Annotated in this window: 12 protein-coding genes; 5 read left to right on the plus strand and 7 right to left on the minus strand. The window is 44.5% G+C overall.

What is annotated here, in order from left to right; all coding sequences use genetic code 11:
* Nucleotides 1-12 precede the first annotated feature (12 nt).
* The gene (locus tag JUB15_RS24395) at nt 13-660 is read left to right on the plus strand and encodes an HAD family hydrolase (protein WP_207515274.1); all 648 of its coding nucleotides are present in this window, start codon (nt 13-15) and stop codon (nt 658-660) included.
* 183 nt (nt 661-843) lie between these two features.
* On the opposite strand, the gene JUB15_RS24400 is transcribed toward JUB15_RS24395, so the two are convergent.
* The 6 genes from JUB15_RS24400 to JUB15_RS24425 all read right to left on the minus strand — a co-directional run bounded on the left by JUB15_RS24400 (nt 844) and on the right by JUB15_RS24425 (nt 7261).
* Entirely contained in the window at nt 844-1314 is a 471-nt protein-coding gene (locus JUB15_RS24400) for a DUF4625 domain-containing protein (RefSeq protein WP_207515275.1), read from the minus strand.
* A gap of 83 nt (nt 1315-1397) precedes the next feature.
* Nucleotides 1398-2396: a DUF4625 domain-containing protein gene (locus JUB15_RS24405; protein WP_207515276.1), complete on the minus strand. Its 999-nt coding sequence runs from the start codon at nt 2394-2396 to the stop codon at nt 1398-1400.
* A gap of 68 nt (nt 2397-2464) precedes the next feature.
* Complete coding sequence (locus JUB15_RS24410) at nt 2465-4912, minus strand: TonB-dependent receptor (RefSeq protein WP_207515277.1); 2448 nt, start codon at nt 4910-4912, stop codon at nt 2465-2467.
* Nucleotides 4913-5181: 269 nt separating this feature from the next.
* Nucleotides 5182-5553 (minus strand): hypothetical protein, encoded by a 372-nt coding sequence (locus tag JUB15_RS24415; RefSeq protein ID WP_207515278.1) that lies wholly within the window; start codon nt 5551-5553, stop codon nt 5182-5184.
* Nucleotides 5554-5909: 356 nt separating this feature from the next.
* Complete coding sequence (locus tag JUB15_RS24420) at nt 5910-6680, minus strand: M57 family metalloprotease (protein WP_207515279.1); 771 nt, start codon at nt 6678-6680, stop codon at nt 5910-5912.
* 305 nt (nt 6681-6985) lie between these two features.
* Nucleotides 6986-7261 carry a hypothetical protein gene (locus tag JUB15_RS24425; protein WP_207515280.1) on the minus strand — a complete coding sequence of 92 codons (276 nt, stop codon included), beginning with the start codon at nt 7259-7261 and terminating at the stop codon, nt 6986-6988.
* A gap of 322 nt (nt 7262-7583) precedes the next feature.
* Between JUB15_RS24425 and JUB15_RS24430 the strand changes: the two genes are divergently transcribed.
* Both JUB15_RS24430 and JUB15_RS24435 read left to right on the plus strand, forming a co-directional pair.
* Nucleotides 7584-9542 (plus strand): PAS domain S-box protein, encoded by a 1959-nt coding sequence (locus tag JUB15_RS24430; RefSeq protein ID WP_207515281.1) that lies wholly within the window; start codon nt 7584-7586, stop codon nt 9540-9542.
* A 68-nt stretch (nt 9543-9610) separates the two neighbouring features.
* A complete protein-coding gene (locus JUB15_RS24435) occupies nt 9611-10261 on the plus strand; it encodes an MEDS domain-containing protein (RefSeq protein ID WP_207515282.1) in 651 nt (216 codons plus the stop codon).
* A 29-nt stretch (nt 10262-10290) separates the two neighbouring features.
* On the opposite strand, the gene JUB15_RS24440 is transcribed toward JUB15_RS24435, so the two are convergent.
* Nucleotides 10291-11157, minus strand: a complete 867-nt coding sequence (locus JUB15_RS24440; protein ID WP_207515283.1) for an AraC family transcriptional regulator — start codon at nt 11155-11157, stop codon at nt 10291-10293.
* A gap of 235 nt (nt 11158-11392) precedes the next feature.
* Between JUB15_RS24440 and JUB15_RS24445 the strand changes: the two genes are divergently transcribed.
* Together JUB15_RS24445 and JUB15_RS24450 are read left to right on the plus strand one after the other, a co-directional pair.
* Nucleotides 11393-14521, plus strand: a complete 3129-nt coding sequence (locus JUB15_RS24445) for a SusC/RagA family TonB-linked outer membrane protein (RefSeq protein ID WP_207515284.1) — start codon at nt 11393-11395, stop codon at nt 14519-14521.
* Nucleotides 14522-14545: 24 nt separating this feature from the next.
* Nucleotides 14546-16099, plus strand: coding sequence for a RagB/SusD family nutrient uptake outer membrane protein (locus JUB15_RS24450; protein WP_207515285.1), 1554 nt, complete (start codon nt 14546-14548; stop codon nt 16097-16099).
* The last annotated feature ends 7 nt before the right edge of the window (nt 16100-16106 follow it).

A 16106-nucleotide genomic window follows, 5' to 3' on the forward strand; every position in this document is an offset into this window, starting at 1 on the left:
ACGGCAGATACTATGTCAAAGTTCAAAGCGTTCATTTTTGACCTCGACGGCACAATTGCCAATACATTACCGTTATGCATCCAGGCTTTTCGAAAGGCTATCAGTCCCCTGGCACAGCGAACGATCACCGACGAGGAAATTGTGGCAACTTTCGGTCCGTCAGAAGAGGGTACAATCAGCGCATTGGTCCCTGATCAATATGATCAGGCATTGTCCAGTTATTTGGTACACTATGAGCAGCTACATCATCAATGTTCAAGACCTTTCGAGGGAATGGCGGAGTCGCTGGAGGAACTTCGAAATAACAACGTGCGATTAGCGATGGTTACAGGAAAGGGACCCCGTAGCACTGAGATTTCTCTTCGACAGTTTGGCCTCGGGGCCTGTTTTGAGTATGTAAAAACGGGCTCTGCCGCTGGACCAATAAAGCACCAATGCATCGATACGCTGTTGTCTTACTGGACAGACATCAAAAAAGAACAGGTTATTTATGTCGGCGATGCACCGAGCGATATCGTTGCATGCCGACTTGTTGGCATTCCCATAGCCGCCGCGGCCTGGGCGCCTACTGCGAGGCCTGAAGCCCTTTTGCCCCTCGCTCCCGATTTTATTTTTTATGATGTAAAAACGTTTAGGGATTGGGCCATCTCTGTTATATAGAAGCGGATTACGCCATTTAAAATTGTTTTTCTTCCATTGAGTTTGCAAATAACGCCAGTTGCCTGAACGCAATACCGAATAAAATAAGGTAGTAGCCTGAGACCGGTACTACCTTATCGATGCGATACTTGAAATATCCCATTTTATACGTTGTATTATCATACACGGCACTGGTTAAAGGCGTTATATGATCTTGATACTCAATCCTTTGATGGATTGCCAACCTTCTTTATCGGTGACCCGAATGGAAAAATGATAGTCGCCGGGATCTACGTCCGCCGGTACCTGGATTTGCTGATTAAGATCGTAGGTTTTCAGGCCGGCCGGGATATCATACGTCCTGATCAACAGAAAAGGCTTTACTGCCGTTTTTTTAGGTTCCAGGTTACAGGGCTCAATAACGGTGCTGTGCGAATGGTGATCGAAATTGTGGTGTATATCCACGCTCGAAGACCCCAACTCACGGTTGTCTGAAAAGCGCACCCGGTAGGTGAATGTTTCTCCGCGTTTGATTTCACTACATTGCTGCGGAAAGGTATTAGCCGAAATATCAATGGCAGGGTATTCGGTATCGGGCTCCTCATTAGCGTCTTTACTACAGCCAGCTATTGTCATGGCCACCAGCATACCTATCAGTGTCAATTGCTTTTTCATTAGATTCCTTGTTAAAAGAGGACAATAACTGTCCGGAGACAGCCCGCACAGTTATTTGTCCTGTTAGAGAATTACTGTCCTGCTTATTCAGCATGTATTTCAAATTTCAATTCCAGCTCGTTGGTGCCGGCAAAGGCGGTGGCATAATCAGTGCGGTTCCAGTCTAGCCTGGTAATTGTAGGTTTCACGCCTGGATTCACTTTTCTCATGACGAAGGTTACATCCTTGGCAGCCTTGTTATCGATGCCTGCGATAAAATAGGAGATAACGCCAGTTGTTTTGGTTGCGCCGCCAGTTACTGCTGTTCCGTCTGCATATGTCGTTTCACGTGTTTGAAAAATAGCACCAGTCTCACCAGTGGTATTGGGATTCAGTACGAAATTGCCGCCGATCAAAAAAGCTTTATAATTTTCCGCAGTGGCAGCGTTGGCTATGAACTTATTTTGAGTTTCGTTGCCACTCGCATCGTAAGTTTTCAGAGCGACCTTATAAATGCCAGTTGCCTCCAAATGTAAATGGCCATTGGCGATGATAGTGCCTTTGTCATCAAAAGTTACCGTATCTGAGGATCCATCGATGGCAGTACCCAATCCGTGAAAATGATCCCCGTGTGCTTCCAGTCCTTCACCAGTTACTTTCGTGAAGACGAGGGCCGCGCTGGGGTTTTGCTTTTCGATTATAAGCTCGGATTCTACGATTGTAACCTGTCCTGCCTTATCGGTTACTTTTATGAATATTCGATAAGCGCCGGGCGCTACCGTGGCCGGAATATCGATGTGCTCATGAAGATTGGCATTTTTTGTTCCTGTAATACCTTCTGTAAAAGCTTCACTGAACTGCCAGCCACCAGCACTGGTAGATGTGATCTCCACCACTACATTTTCGAGCGTACCTGCCGCGGCCAAGTCGGCTTCGAGGTGGAGATCAGAGCCGGCGAACGCCTTTTTACTGTTTGCGGTTCCTATTTCAAGGTTGTCGATGGTGGGCTTGGCCACGATGTCCTTGTCTTTTTTACAACCTATCACCCCGGCTACTACCAGGAATACGAGGCAAAGAATGCGTAAAAACTGAGTACTTTTCATAATTGACTTGTTTAGTTAATTGTATTGATTGTTTTGAAAATATTTATTCGGCTATGCCTTCATTGTTGTTATTCGCTGCTATTACCGGACGAGCGTATGCGAAAAGGGATTTTTAGTGATAATATGATGTTTCGTCCCGCTTCCGGCAGTTCGATGAGCCTGTAAAAGCTGGTATGATTAAGATAGCGCGTGTTGAAAAGGTTTTGCGCCTGCAGGCTGACCATCAACGGTTGTTTGCCTGCTGTTAAGCGTGTGCCGGCCTGTACGTTGACCACCTGGTAGCCAGGTGTTTTCTTTTCCGGAGGCACGATATTGTTTTGTGGTGCAGTTAATCGGTAGTCGACGGAGAAATAAGTGCCAGTGACACCATTGCGCAATGTCGGCGACCAGGAAAGGTTAAGCAGGCCCGACGGCGGGGGAGAGAAGGGAAGAGTGTAACCTTTCTTGTTCCCCGATAGCTGTTCTGCATACAGGTATTCGCCAAGCAGGCCCACACGCAATGCTGGTAATATGTTGTAGTTGATCTCTACTTCACCGCCGTATCGCATCACGCGGCTTTGCGCATACTCGAAGACCTGATTGCCAGCACCATAAAAATAGTCGTATTGCGAGGTTGGGTTGAGATATATATAATTGGGAAAATAGTTATAGAATGGACTCAGTTTCACTGACCAGCGGCGCGCCTTCCAGGCAAGACTGAAATCAGCTTGATACGATTGTTCCGGGTCTAAGGAGGCGTTGCCCTTTTCATAACTGAAGTAATGATAGTTGACACCGTTTGCACCCAGTTCCTTGGCGATGGGTATGCGGAAGCTTTTTCCTATGTTGGCTTTCAATTCGAATTGTTCCAGGTTGTAGTTTATACCTGCCGACCATACGAGGCTGTTGAATTTGCGGGTGAGCGGGGCAGCCCTGACGAGGTATTCAGTATCGGGGCCATCGCCGGAAGGGAACCAATCACGGTACTCCTGCAGGCGGATCTGTCCATGGTCGTAGCGCACTGCGCCGTGTAATATTACCCGGTCGTTCATGCTATATTTGTCATAGGCAAATGCGCCCAGTGTGCTTTGCCTGAAAGCTGGCACCAGGAAAGTCCATCCTGCTATGGTATTTTGCTGGTGTTCGCCATTGACCCCTATTTTCAGGCTGTGTTTTCCCAAGCTTATCTCATCACGGAAATTAATGGAATATACATGCTTGTCAAAAGCGCGCTCCAGGTAATTTGATACGCCCAATGTATCCGGACAGGAAGGAGGCATATAGCCATGATTCACATATTGGCTGTACTCTTTTCGTTTATTGTGTTGGTAGCCGATTTCTGCCTCCCAGGAATGTACACCTTTGGTATAACTGCTCCGGTTGATGACTTTAAAATGATTGACCTGTTGCCGTGGCATCAGGATATCTCTCGATGATGCATCGTGCATGGCGGCGTCCACTCGCCGTGGCTCGAGTCCATGGGCGTTGGCAAAAAAGCCGCTTTTACTATAGGTATTGCTGATATAAAACGTAGTTCGCGATTTATCGCTTACATAGCCAGTGTTCAGATGAAGGCCTGTCTCCCTTCCGGCAGTGTTCCTTAATTTGTTTTGGTGAAGTGCCACCCCGTAATCGTATACGAACACACTATCAGCAGGTACTTTGTAATCGCCATAGTTTTGGTAGGTAAAGCGTGCATCGAAAAACAGACGTTGGTTTCTGCCGTACAGGTTGGTGGAGGTGCCGTATAAGTTGTTGTTCGTCTTGCCTAAAATATCTACCGATCCTCCAAAGGTTTGCAAAGGCGGTGGCGGGGCAGGTTTTAGGTCAATAGCGCCACCAACGGCATCAGAGCCGTATACAAACGATGCGGCGCCTTTTATCAATTCCACTTCATTGGCTGCGAATTGATCGATCTCCAGACCATGGTCGGCGCCCCATTGCTGGCCTTCGTGTTTGACGCCTTTATCTATTACCACCACCCGGTTAAAGCCGAGGCCCCTGATCAATGGTTTCGATTGCCCCGAGCCGATACCAATTGTCTTAATGCCCGGAAGGCGGGAGAGTGTCTGCATCAGGCTGCCGCCCAGGTGACGCTGGATAAAGTTCTTGTTAACGATGTCGATGGTCAGGGCCTCCGTTTGGCGGCGTTCTTCCTCATGCCGGTCTTTTACGATCACTTCTTCGAGTAATTGGCCGATGGGATGCAGAACTATGCGAATAGATTTGAACTGGTTACCGGCGGCATAGGTTTTCGTGAACATGCTATATCCTTCTTTGGAGGCTGTAAGCGTATAAGTGCCTGCCTTTGCGATGACGAATACAAAGTGGCCGCTGCTGTCGGAAAGGCGGAGAATATTTCCCGGCTGCAGCGACAATTGCACGCCAGGTATCGGTTTGCGCTGTTCATCGACGACCACCCCTGGTAGCTGGTGCTCCTGAGCAAGGACCGTTTGTGCCAAACTTGCTAATAATAGAATATGAATAACCGTCCACACGACACGTGAATGCCTTTTGCGAAAGTTGAGTTCCGACATGCTGTCTTATAGTTTAATGAAATCGGTGATGGTCCTGTTTACATTTATGCAGGCTTATCTCTCTCAGGCAGTGCTGGGAAAAAGGTATTCACAGATTGGCACCTGGCTCTTTGGGTTGCCGCCGAATGCGTGAAGTTGTCACAGCCAATACCGGGATAAAAGCCATTAATAACATCGCAAAAGCAATAGCCTGAGCTAGGTTGTGTTGCTTCATAGCGTGTTAACAGGATAAACTGCCATTGAGGAACAGTTTTGTAAACTGGCGGTTGCTACAATAATGCGGGTGGTCCCCGGTCGGAAAAGCTGAGGCCTATTGAAGAGGTGAAATTGTTGGGGGAGTAAGTGAAGGCTTTGTGAATGCTGAAGGATATCGGGTCTATGGAAGGTGCTGTTATCGTGAGGTCAACATCTTGTGTGAAATGAAATTCGCAAATGGCACACTCGGTGTGGTTGCTTAATTTATCTAACTGGCTTGCAATTTTGACCTCATCTTCCTCGCTGCAGGTGTGAAAGAATTTCACGCCCGTAACCATCAGTAATAAAGCGGCCAGTAATCCGGCTATAAATTGCTTTTTTATGATGGTCATATCTTTCACGATGCAAATATAGGGATATAAATCGAAAATGAATCGTTGTTGCAAATTGTCTCCTTATTAGAATTTTGTTTTATTTGAGCTGTTTATTCTTTCAATAGTAGCTTTTATTCTCTGCTCATCAACCTGCTGGAATTTGCCTGTTTCCGCTTAAGCGCCATCGAAAGTGGCGTCGATTTTGGTCACAATATCAGGAGGTAGAGGATAGTAATTTTCGACAGGTAATAGTTGCTTCGCCTCATCGGTCTTTTCTTCAGTGCTCAATTAATATACCTTCTTGCCAGGGAATAAAAATACCCGAATGTGCATGCCGCCTTACCTATAAACGGCTTCCAGGAGCATGTAATTGAAAAAGGCAGCCGCAACGCTGCCTTGTTCAGTTATGTGAGAGGGAAGGAACTTCCTTATTGCGGATACAGGATTTGCGTAGCCAGCACATCAGCTGAAGTAAATCCATTCCAGGGAAGAACAAATGAGTTCATCACTGAATTAGGATCTGAAGTGGGCGTACCCGGAATGTGTATGCCCGAAGTTTGGTTGGTGTGGTGGAACCCAATGGTGTGACCAAACTCGTGAGTAATGGCAAACAATTTTTGGCTGGCTGCCAGACTGTTGTAATTTGAATTGATCTCAACGCTTACACCAGGCCGGCCACTGGAAGAAGGCAGATAAGCCCTGGCAATCCAATTGGCAGCCTCGTAACCCATAAATACCCGGCAATGCGCACCTGACTGACTGGATACGATAGACATGCCCAATCTCGATGATGGAACCGCGTTCCAGTTATTTACAGCACCCTGGATCGCAGTTCTCCAATTTGATGGAACGGCAGGATCGATGTAAATCGTAATGTTGCTGTTGTACGAATTGCTAACGATATAAGTGTGCCGGCGCTGTTCTGTTGCGGCGGTCTTCCAGTCGGCAATCCGTTGTTGTAACTCAGGAAAACTTAAAATAATGTCTTTTTCTACAATAACCCGGTCGTTCTCGAATACGATCTGCTGTTTGTCAAATCCCTGGCTGGCAAGATAACTGATAATTTCTTCCGTGTTCTCCTGGTAGGCGGGCTCTTCAGTGTTTACAGATTTTTTAGAACAGGCAGCGATCAATAGTAAAGTTGCGGCAAGAAAAAGGATAGAACCGGCTTTCAATTCTCTCATGTGATTTGTGATCATACTGTAAGGTTTTAAATGGTTGGCAATACATTAAAATTACCAATTTTAATGCGCAAGCCATTCACAGTATTTCACACATTTCTAAATCTTTTTTAACAGATTTTCACTTCTCGGGTACTAGTTAACGTGCATGTTGAAACGCCGATGCCTTCACTCGATGCAAAACATTGTTCCTGCAGGTTGCTGATGGTTGTGAAAGCGCCTTTGGGGTATTGTTTTAACCATTTCTTCCCATAACCGATCAGCAAAAATCGTTGAAAGCTGTGTTATGTCAGTATCAGTATATTGTCAATGCCAATCACTTGCTAATTGTATAAATAGACCCCGCGCAACCAGTTAAAAACTGACAATTCACTTTTTACTTCCAGTGGTAATTGGGTTGAAATCAGTTCTTCAATTCTTGCACCGTCGGTAAAAGTTAATTTACCAAGCGATTTACCAAAGTGATTAATAATGAACAGAACCTGGTAACCGTTGAAACGGTCAAAGATCCGCCGGTCGGGTTCATTGTTCTGTATGGAGTGGTTCAATCCACTTGTCCACTCATAGCTGTGACGTAAATGTTCTTTTAAAAATTTCATTAGCCATCGTTTAAAAGGTTGTCAATTTACATGCATTACAGTTGTTGCTGCATGACAGGATATTGTTTACCCGGTTAAAGGAACGGTAATTACTGATTGTATGTATAGATAACTCGCTCAGAAGCAGCTTATAATCTTGCCTTACTAAGTGTTATGCAGATCCAAAACAGATGCAGGGAGGAAAATTAGCGTTTAAAAATACGAATAATAAATTGGATCAATATTTTAATGTGCCAGCGCGCCCTGGCATAAGATTTTCTGTATTAGTCGATTATTCAAAAAATGCCTTCGTACATAATCAATTAATAAACAGCAGCGATACATGTCCAATCAGGCAGATGCTAGTTTGCGTTCCCATATTGGTATTCAGAGCGAATTCGCAGACTTAGCGGTTCTTATTAATTCCATTCCGGCTTTGGTTGCATATATAGATTGCAACATGGTGCTGCAATTTTGCAATCGGCCTTTTACCGATTGGTTTAACGTAGAAGATGTAGCTGGGGAAAAATTTCCACTAATTGTTGGCTCAGAGATATTTGACCAGGTACAACGCCATATGGGAAAAGTACTGGTGGGCCAAACTGCGCATTTTCAAATTACGGTTAACACGAAAAGGGGTCTTCAATACCTGGAGGCTACGATTTCTCCGTATTTTGAACAACGAAGACGGGTAAAAGGCTTTATTTTTCACTGCTCCGACGTTACGGAAAAGAACAGGACCGAAATAGCCCTTAAAGATTATTTCGAAAATGCCTCCATCTGCCTGCATTGGGTGAATGCCGACGGTATCATTATTTGGGCAAACCAGGCAGAACTCAGGCTGTTAGGTTATACAGAAGAAGAATACATTGGGCGTCACATCTCAGAATTTCATGCCAATAAGACTGCCATTGAAGATATCATGAGGCGTTTGACCAATAAGCAGCGGATCGTGAATTATGATGCCGAACTTGTATGTAAAGATGGCTCCATAAGACAGGTGACTATAAACTCTTCGGCTTTATGGGAGGGTGAAAAATTCGTTCATACGCGATGCTTTACCATAGATGTAACTGAACAGCGACTTGCCGAGAAAGTTGTCAGGGAAAGCGAAGAACGCTTCAGGCAGATGGCAAGCCTTGTTCCGCTGGTGATCTGGACTACCGATGAAAAGGGCGATTGCAACTTTTTGAGTTCGAAATGGCAGCAGTTGACCGGCAGATCCATCCAGGAGGGCCTTAAAAGTTTATGGTTCAATTTTATTCATCCCGATGACCGGGATAATGTTATCACTGCATGGACGAGTTGTTTTGATGCCCGGAAACCTTTTGAAGGAAAATTCAGACTTTTAAGCGCATCCGGAAACTACATTGTTGCCTATGCGAACGCGAGTCCTATATATGATACCGGTAAAGAACTTACAGGCTATATCGGAATACTTCAGGATATTTCGGCTGAAGAGCAAATAAAGTATTCACTGGAAAAAATTGTCTTGGATAGAACGGAAGACCTCAGGAAAAGAAACGCAGCACTCAGGCAGGCGGAAACCGTGTTGATGCAGAAAAATGAGGAACTTGAAAAGATCAACAACCAGCTGTCCTCCTTTGCACATATTGCCAGTCATGATCTGCAGGAGCCGTTACGCAAAATTCAGATAAATTTCGACAGGCTTATTGCCATTGAAGGTGATAAGTTTTCAGAAAATGGCAGGAATATCTACCATCGTATTACAGATGCAACAAGTCAGATGAGAAACCTGATCCAGGATTTGTTGACTTATGCCCGGAGTAATGACAATGAAGCGAAGCTCGAAGAAGTTGACCTGAATGTAATTCTTGAAGAAACTATCAATGCGCTCGAGTTAAAGATCAGGGAAAAGAATGCAACGATCGAGCTTGCAGAGTTGCCTACCCTGAATGTTGTAAAGTTCCAGTTTCGCCAATTATTTTTAAACTTACTGAGTAACGCACTAAAATTTGCTAAGTCAGGTGAAGATCCACACATTGTGATAAGCAGTGAATTGGTTACAGGTAACATTTTGCCGGGTAGGCCCCGTGAAGTCAATAAGGCCTATTATCACCTTAGCGTATCAGATAACGGGATCGGGTTTGAGCCTGAGCAGTGTGAGAAAATTTTTGATATGTTTTATAGATTACATGAACGCTCGAAATATGAAGGTACCGGCCTTGGCCTGGCAATCTGTAAGACAATAGTAGAAAATCACAAGGGAGTGATAACTGCGGAAGGCAGACAAAATGAAGGAGCAGTTTTTCACATATATTTGCCCGCTGAAGAACGTTGAAGTGTATTGACAAACTGATCAGGCTGGAGAAATAAAAATTATATCAATCATTTTGAAAAGGTAAGCTAATGTATTCGCTGAAAATTAATAACGGTGGATGGGCCAAAAGTTCGAGTGACGTTTTCTGGGGCGAGATCGCGCCATGTGAGCATATTGTTCAGATCTATGAGAATGATGAAAGTTTCCTTGACCTTCTCACAGGTTTTGTGAGTGGCGGCATCAATGCCGGGGAATGTGCTGTGGTTATTGCGACTACTGCTCATTTAAAAGCTTTGGATGAGCGACTCGCTGCTGCAGGCTACGCTGTTCCTTCTTTGATCTCCGAAACTCAATACATTCCACTCGATGCAGAAGAAACTTTGTCTAAATTCATGGTAAATGACTGGCCTGACGAATATCTTTTCCATAAGGTTATAAGTGAAGTAATAGTGAAGGCAAAAGGAAACAACCGTAATGTTCGGGCATTTGGTGAGATGGTCGCCATCTTATGGGCTAAAGGACAGGTTGGCGCCACGGTAAGGCTGGAACATCTTTGGAACAAATTCTGCGAAAATGAAGCTTTCTGTTTGTTTTGTGCATATCCCGAAAGTGGTTTTACCCAGGACGCTGCAGAATCGGTCATGCATATTTGTAGCGCCCATACGAAAATGATCACAGGTGCCGGGAAAGGCAATGCCGATGTTTTTTACAAAGTAGTTGAACAAAAAAGAGCAAACTGATTGGTGGCCGGAGCTGTGGCTGAACTGCATTAATTGCCGATGTTCATTCTGAATTCTTTAGGGGTCATCTTCTTAATATCTTTGAATGTTTTATTGAAGTTTGCAGGATTATTAAAACCTGAGTGGTAGCAGACGTCTGAGATGTTAAGATTTTCATTACACAATAACTTGGTGGCATGGCCTATTCTTACCTCATTGACAAAGTGTGTAAACGTTTTTTTGGTTCTTGACTTAAAATACCTGCAAAATGCAGTAGGTGTCATGTTAATGAGCGCCGCTGCTTCTTCAAGGAAAATGTTTTCAGTAAAGTTCTCCATTACATATTGATACACCTTATCAATTCGCCGTGCATCCTTTTGATTGTACGAATTTATGTAACCCGGTGAAGCGAGGCAGGTGTATTCTTCTGTTTCTGATAGTAAATCAATAATAGACAATATTTCAATAATGCACTTGAGGCCCTTCAGTTCGGGTAATCTCATAATGCTTGATATAACCCGTTGTTTTGTTTCTCCTGATATCTTCAGCCCGTGGCTACTTTTTTTAAACAATTCCTTTACCTTAAAGAGCTCGGCGAAGTTCAACAGCTTTTCATTGAGCCACTCGGGGCTGAAGTAGACAACAATGGCCTTCACTTCCTGTACGCTGCCTTGTTCATAATACGCTTTCTCATTATACCATACGTGAGGCAGGTTCGGACCTAATAAAACCAGATCGCCATCGTGAAAACTTTCAACGTTATCTCCAACGATCCTGTAGCCATTACTTTTCAAAACCAGCACCAGTTCATATGAGTTATGAAAATGAAAGGGATTGTCGAGTTTGTGGGTATTAAGAACTTTGACATCAACAGTGCACTTTAGATCCAGATTGTTTTCTATTAACAGTGGTTTCATCTTGAAACTGTTTTAGACTGAATGATGTATGTGTATGCTGAACAACGGGTAAAATGCTTCAATACGCAGCAATGAAATTACCAAATACTTTCAAAGGGCGCTTTTATTTGGGTAAAAAACTTTAACAATCGGGCAAATTACGCCCAGAAATTGCTCGTCCATTTCTTCAACTTTACTTCAACAAATGTACATGCTCCTTCTTTTAATTGTCAGGTAACCAAACAAACTGAGCGAAATGGGAAAGAAATATTTATTCCAGATCCAGCATCTTTCCGGCTTGTGGAAGACCGGAAATCTGCCGGATGATGCCGAAAGCGCATCCCGTAGTTGTAAAAAAAATGACTTCGTCTTCAGGACCTTTTTTCCCCTGATCGTTATCCTGCTGGCAACTGTATGTGCCAATGGTCAGGCAACAGTTACCGGAACTGTAAAGGACAACGGCGGAGCTGCTGTGACGGGTGTTAGTGTCACACTGAAAGGTCAGCAAACGACGGCAGCAACAGGACCTGACGGAAAGTATTCCATCCAGGTACCGAATTCAAAAGCTGTTCTCATCTTTTCCAGTATGGGATTTGTAAGTCAGGAGATCAGTGTTAATGGAAGAACGACCATTGATATAGTGTTGGAGCGGGAGGTTAAGTCCTTAGATAACATTGTGGTCATTGGATACGGAAAACAAAAACGCGTGAATTTAACAGGTGCTGTCAGTTCCGTTGACATGAGACAACGGGAGAACCGGCCAATCACAAATGCCAGTCAGGCGCTTCAGGGGGTAAGTGGATTGTGGGTGAATCAAACCGGCGGTAAACCAGGGCAGGATGAAGCTGCCATAAAGATCAGGGGTGTTGGTACTACAAATAATAGTAATCCGCTGGTATTGGTAGATGGCGTAGAATTCGATATGAATGAAATTAACCCTGCTACCATTGAAAGTATCAGCGTTTTAAAAGATGCTTCGGCTGCCATATATGGATCGAGGGCTGCCAACGGGGTTATTTTGGTAACCACGAAAGCGGGCAAGGCTGGGAAGACGCAGGTGAATTACGGTTTTTCACACGGCATTCAAAATGTAACCTATTTGCCAGATGCTGTCTGGGACCCCATTCAATACATGGAGTTGAAAAACCAGGCATCGTTGAACGAAGGCAGAGCCATACTATTTTCTGCAGCGCAGATCAATGAATATAAGGCAGGGATGACGACCAATCCCATTGCATATCCTGCTATTGACTGGCTTGAAGAGGTTACAAAAAAGGGATATCTGCAACAACATAATCTTCGTTTTTCCGGCGGATCGGAAAAAATGGTGTACAGCCTGTCGCTTGGTTTCATGGACCAGGACGGTATTTTCGTGGCAGCAAACCATGCTAACCGCTACTCTATAGACCTTAACGTTTCCGCTAATATTACTTCGCGCATAAAGATCGGAGGCACTATCAAATACAACCACAGAAAATTCAATGAACCGTCTGGTGGAACATCGTATTTTACGAACAGGTGGATGCGCAGCCTCCCGGTATTTGGAGCCTACCTGGAAGACGGCCGGTACGCGTCGCACACACTGTTAAATACCGGGCAAAACATTTCAGCAAATCCTTATATGATGTTGAAGGAAGGAACTTACACCACAACTGTAAAGGCCATCTTCACCAAGATATATGCAGATATAAAGCTGCCGTTTGATCTCAATTACAATTTTAATATAGGGGTTAACAATGCTATTGCTTCCAGGAATCAGTTCTTTCCTCACATGATCTCATACCATGCACTCACAAACGCGCCGAATATTGTAAATAATAATCCATACGCGTTCAGGAATCTAATTGATAATCTGAATTTTTCTGCTTTTCATACGCTTGGCTGGGAAACGACCTCTGATAACAAAAGCCGTTTCAGCGCTATGGTGGGAAGCAGCTATTCAAGATTCGACTCAAGTATGTTTTCTTCGCAGATCCATGGCTTCCTGGACAACTCATTAACAGATATATCTGCCGGCTCAATAAACCCCCAGGTAAGCGGAAGAACCGTTGAAGACATTTTGCAATCTTATTTCTCCCGGGTGGAGTATTCATTCAGAGAAAAGTATTTATTAGATGCTACGCTTCGGTACGATGGATCTTCACGATTTAAACAGGGAAAGAAATGGGGATTGTTTTATGGACTATCCGGTGGATGGCGTATAGACAAAGAAGCGTTTTTTTCGGGTGCGAACCTGAATTTCATCAACCTGTTAAAACTAAGAGCTTCATACGGTAAGCTGGGAAACCAGGCAGTTGCCTTGTATAGTTACCTGAATTCGGTAAACCTGGGCAATGACTATTCCTTCAATAACAGCATCTCTACCGGCGCCGCTGTCACGAAGTACAATGAACCGGAGATCACCTGGGAAACCACCCATACCTATGACGCCGGGTTAGACATCGCCGTATGGTCTAACAGGATCAACCTGTCGGTAGATGTTTTCAGAAAGAGAACGTCGAACATTCTGCGGCCCGTTAGTCTTCCGTCCCAGGTAGGCGGTTTGGCGGGCCCCACAAGAAATGTAGGCACCGTTGACAATACGGGCGTCGACATAAGCTTAAGCCATCGTAACCGGTACGGCGATTTCGATATTGAACTGGCAGCGGAATACGGGTTCGTAAAAAATAAAGTGGTGGATTTTAACGGGGAAAAGATCATCGGCACAAGACGGATCTCGGCAGAAGGCTATCCGTTAGACGCATACTATTTATACGAGGCCGAAGGAATTTATCAGGATCAGCGTGAAATTGACAACAGTGCAAAAATCAGTAATGCAGTCAGGCCAGGTTATATAAGATACAAAGATCAGAACAATGATGGCAGAATAAATGGTGATGACAGGATCATTACAGGCAGCTCCATTCCCACATCAAATTACAGCTTTACCATAAACGTGGGTTATAAAAGATTTAGCCTGAATACCTTTTTCCAGGGCGTTTCGGGCATACATCTTTATCCCACTTTGAACCTTGCATACCCTTTCAATAACGGCGCCGGAGTAACGAAAGAATGGGTAACGGACAGCTGGACGCCGTCGAACCCGGGTGCGCGGCTGCCGATTCTCACGACAACGCTCGCGACTGAAAACTTTCAGCCGTCTACTTTCTGGCTCGAGGATGCGTCGTACCTGAGATTGAAAAATATTCAGTTGAAATACGAGATGCCCGCACGATTGATTTCAAAGGCAGCATTGACGGGCCTTACATTTTTTGTTAGTGGTGAAAACCTATTGACATTTTCCCAATTCGAAAAGTTTGATCCCGAGAAGAATGTCACTTTAGACACTTTCTATGAGTATCCATCGGTAAAAACGGTCAGTTTTGGATTAAATGCAACTTTTTAGGTGAAACAATTTAAAAAAGACAAGATGAAAAGCTTATATATACTTTGCTTCGTGTCGTTGTTATGTTCCTGTTCTAAAAAAGCGTTAGAAACAACACCCACCGACCGATATACAGAAGAAACGTTCTGGGTCTCCGAAAGGAATGCTGTTGCTGCACTCAGCGGCTGTTATGCGGTGATGACTGAAAACGGGATCTTCGGCGGAGATGCTACCCCTTTGTGGGAAGAAACCGTTACACCCAATGCCTATAATTACATTGACGAGATGGGTTTCAATGCAATTGCTTCAGGAACGCACACGGCAGTTAATTCTTTAATTATCTATCATCGCTGGAACGATGCTTACAGGGGAATTGGCCGCTGCAATACATTGATAAGCAAAATTACAGAGATCTCTATGAACGACAATCTGAGGAACCGGATGATTGCGGAAGCCAAATTCCTCAGAGCGCTTTACTATACTGTTCTGGAAACTTATTATGGAGGCGTTCCCTTAATACTGGATCCACCCGATCCCAGGGCACATGGAAGTTTACCAAGAAATTCAAGAGAAGAAGTGGTAACCCAGATCTTGAAAGACATAGACGAGGCTGCTTCCGTTTTACCTGTTACTTATCCGGCTGCCGATAAGGGGAGAGCGACAAAAGGCGCAGCGCTCGGCTTAAAAGCCCGCATACTATTATTTGAAGCAAGTCCATTGATAAATACCACGAACGACATTAATAAACATACAGCAGCTGTCAATGCAGCAAAAGCTGTTATGGATCTTGCTCCATCAGCTAAATACGATCTGTTCCCCAATTACAGGCAGCTCCTTTTCCCTGCAAATGAAAATAATCCGGAAGTAGTTTTCGATGTGCAATTCAAAGCACCAGAGCTTACCGGCAATTCCTTCGACCTCATAGGCAGGCAGTTCAATACGAACGCGCCTTTGCAGGACCTGGTAACATCGTATGATATGGCAGATGGCCTGCCGGCAGATAAATCACCTTTATTTGATCCTAACGACATCTACAAGAACCGGGATCCGCGATTCTATCAGACCATCGTATTTCCCGGAGATACTTTTATGGGGAACCTGGTCACGCACCTTGCTCCATTTACACAAACCGGTTATGCGCTTAAAAAATACACTGTTTATGACAAGGAACCCACCACCAATCTGATTGGTGGGCTGCAGTCGCCGACAAACTACGTAGTGATCCGTTATGCCGACATCCTGTTAATGTATGCAGAAGCGCGAAACGAGGCCGTGGGGCCTGATCAGTCTGTTTATGATGCGGTAAACCGTGTACGTGCCCGTGCGCAGATGCCAGATCTGCCAGCCGGACTAAGTAAGGCGGAAATGCGTGAAGCGATCAGGAAAGAACGAAGGATAGAATTTGCCGGCGAGGGATTTTATTATAATGATATCAGAAGATGGAAGACCGCTGAACATGTGATGAATGCAACCATATACGACTCTGAAAATAACGTGATACAAAAAAGGACTTTCAATCCGGCAAGAGATTATTGGTGGCCAATTCCACAAGCAGAAAGAGATCTGAACCCGGAACTAACACAAAATTCGTTATATTAATGCGTGA

This window comes from Longitalea luteola (genome assembly GCF_017356035.1).
Taxonomy (GTDB): domain Bacteria; phylum Bacteroidota; class Bacteroidia; order Chitinophagales; family Chitinophagaceae; genus Niastella; species Niastella luteola.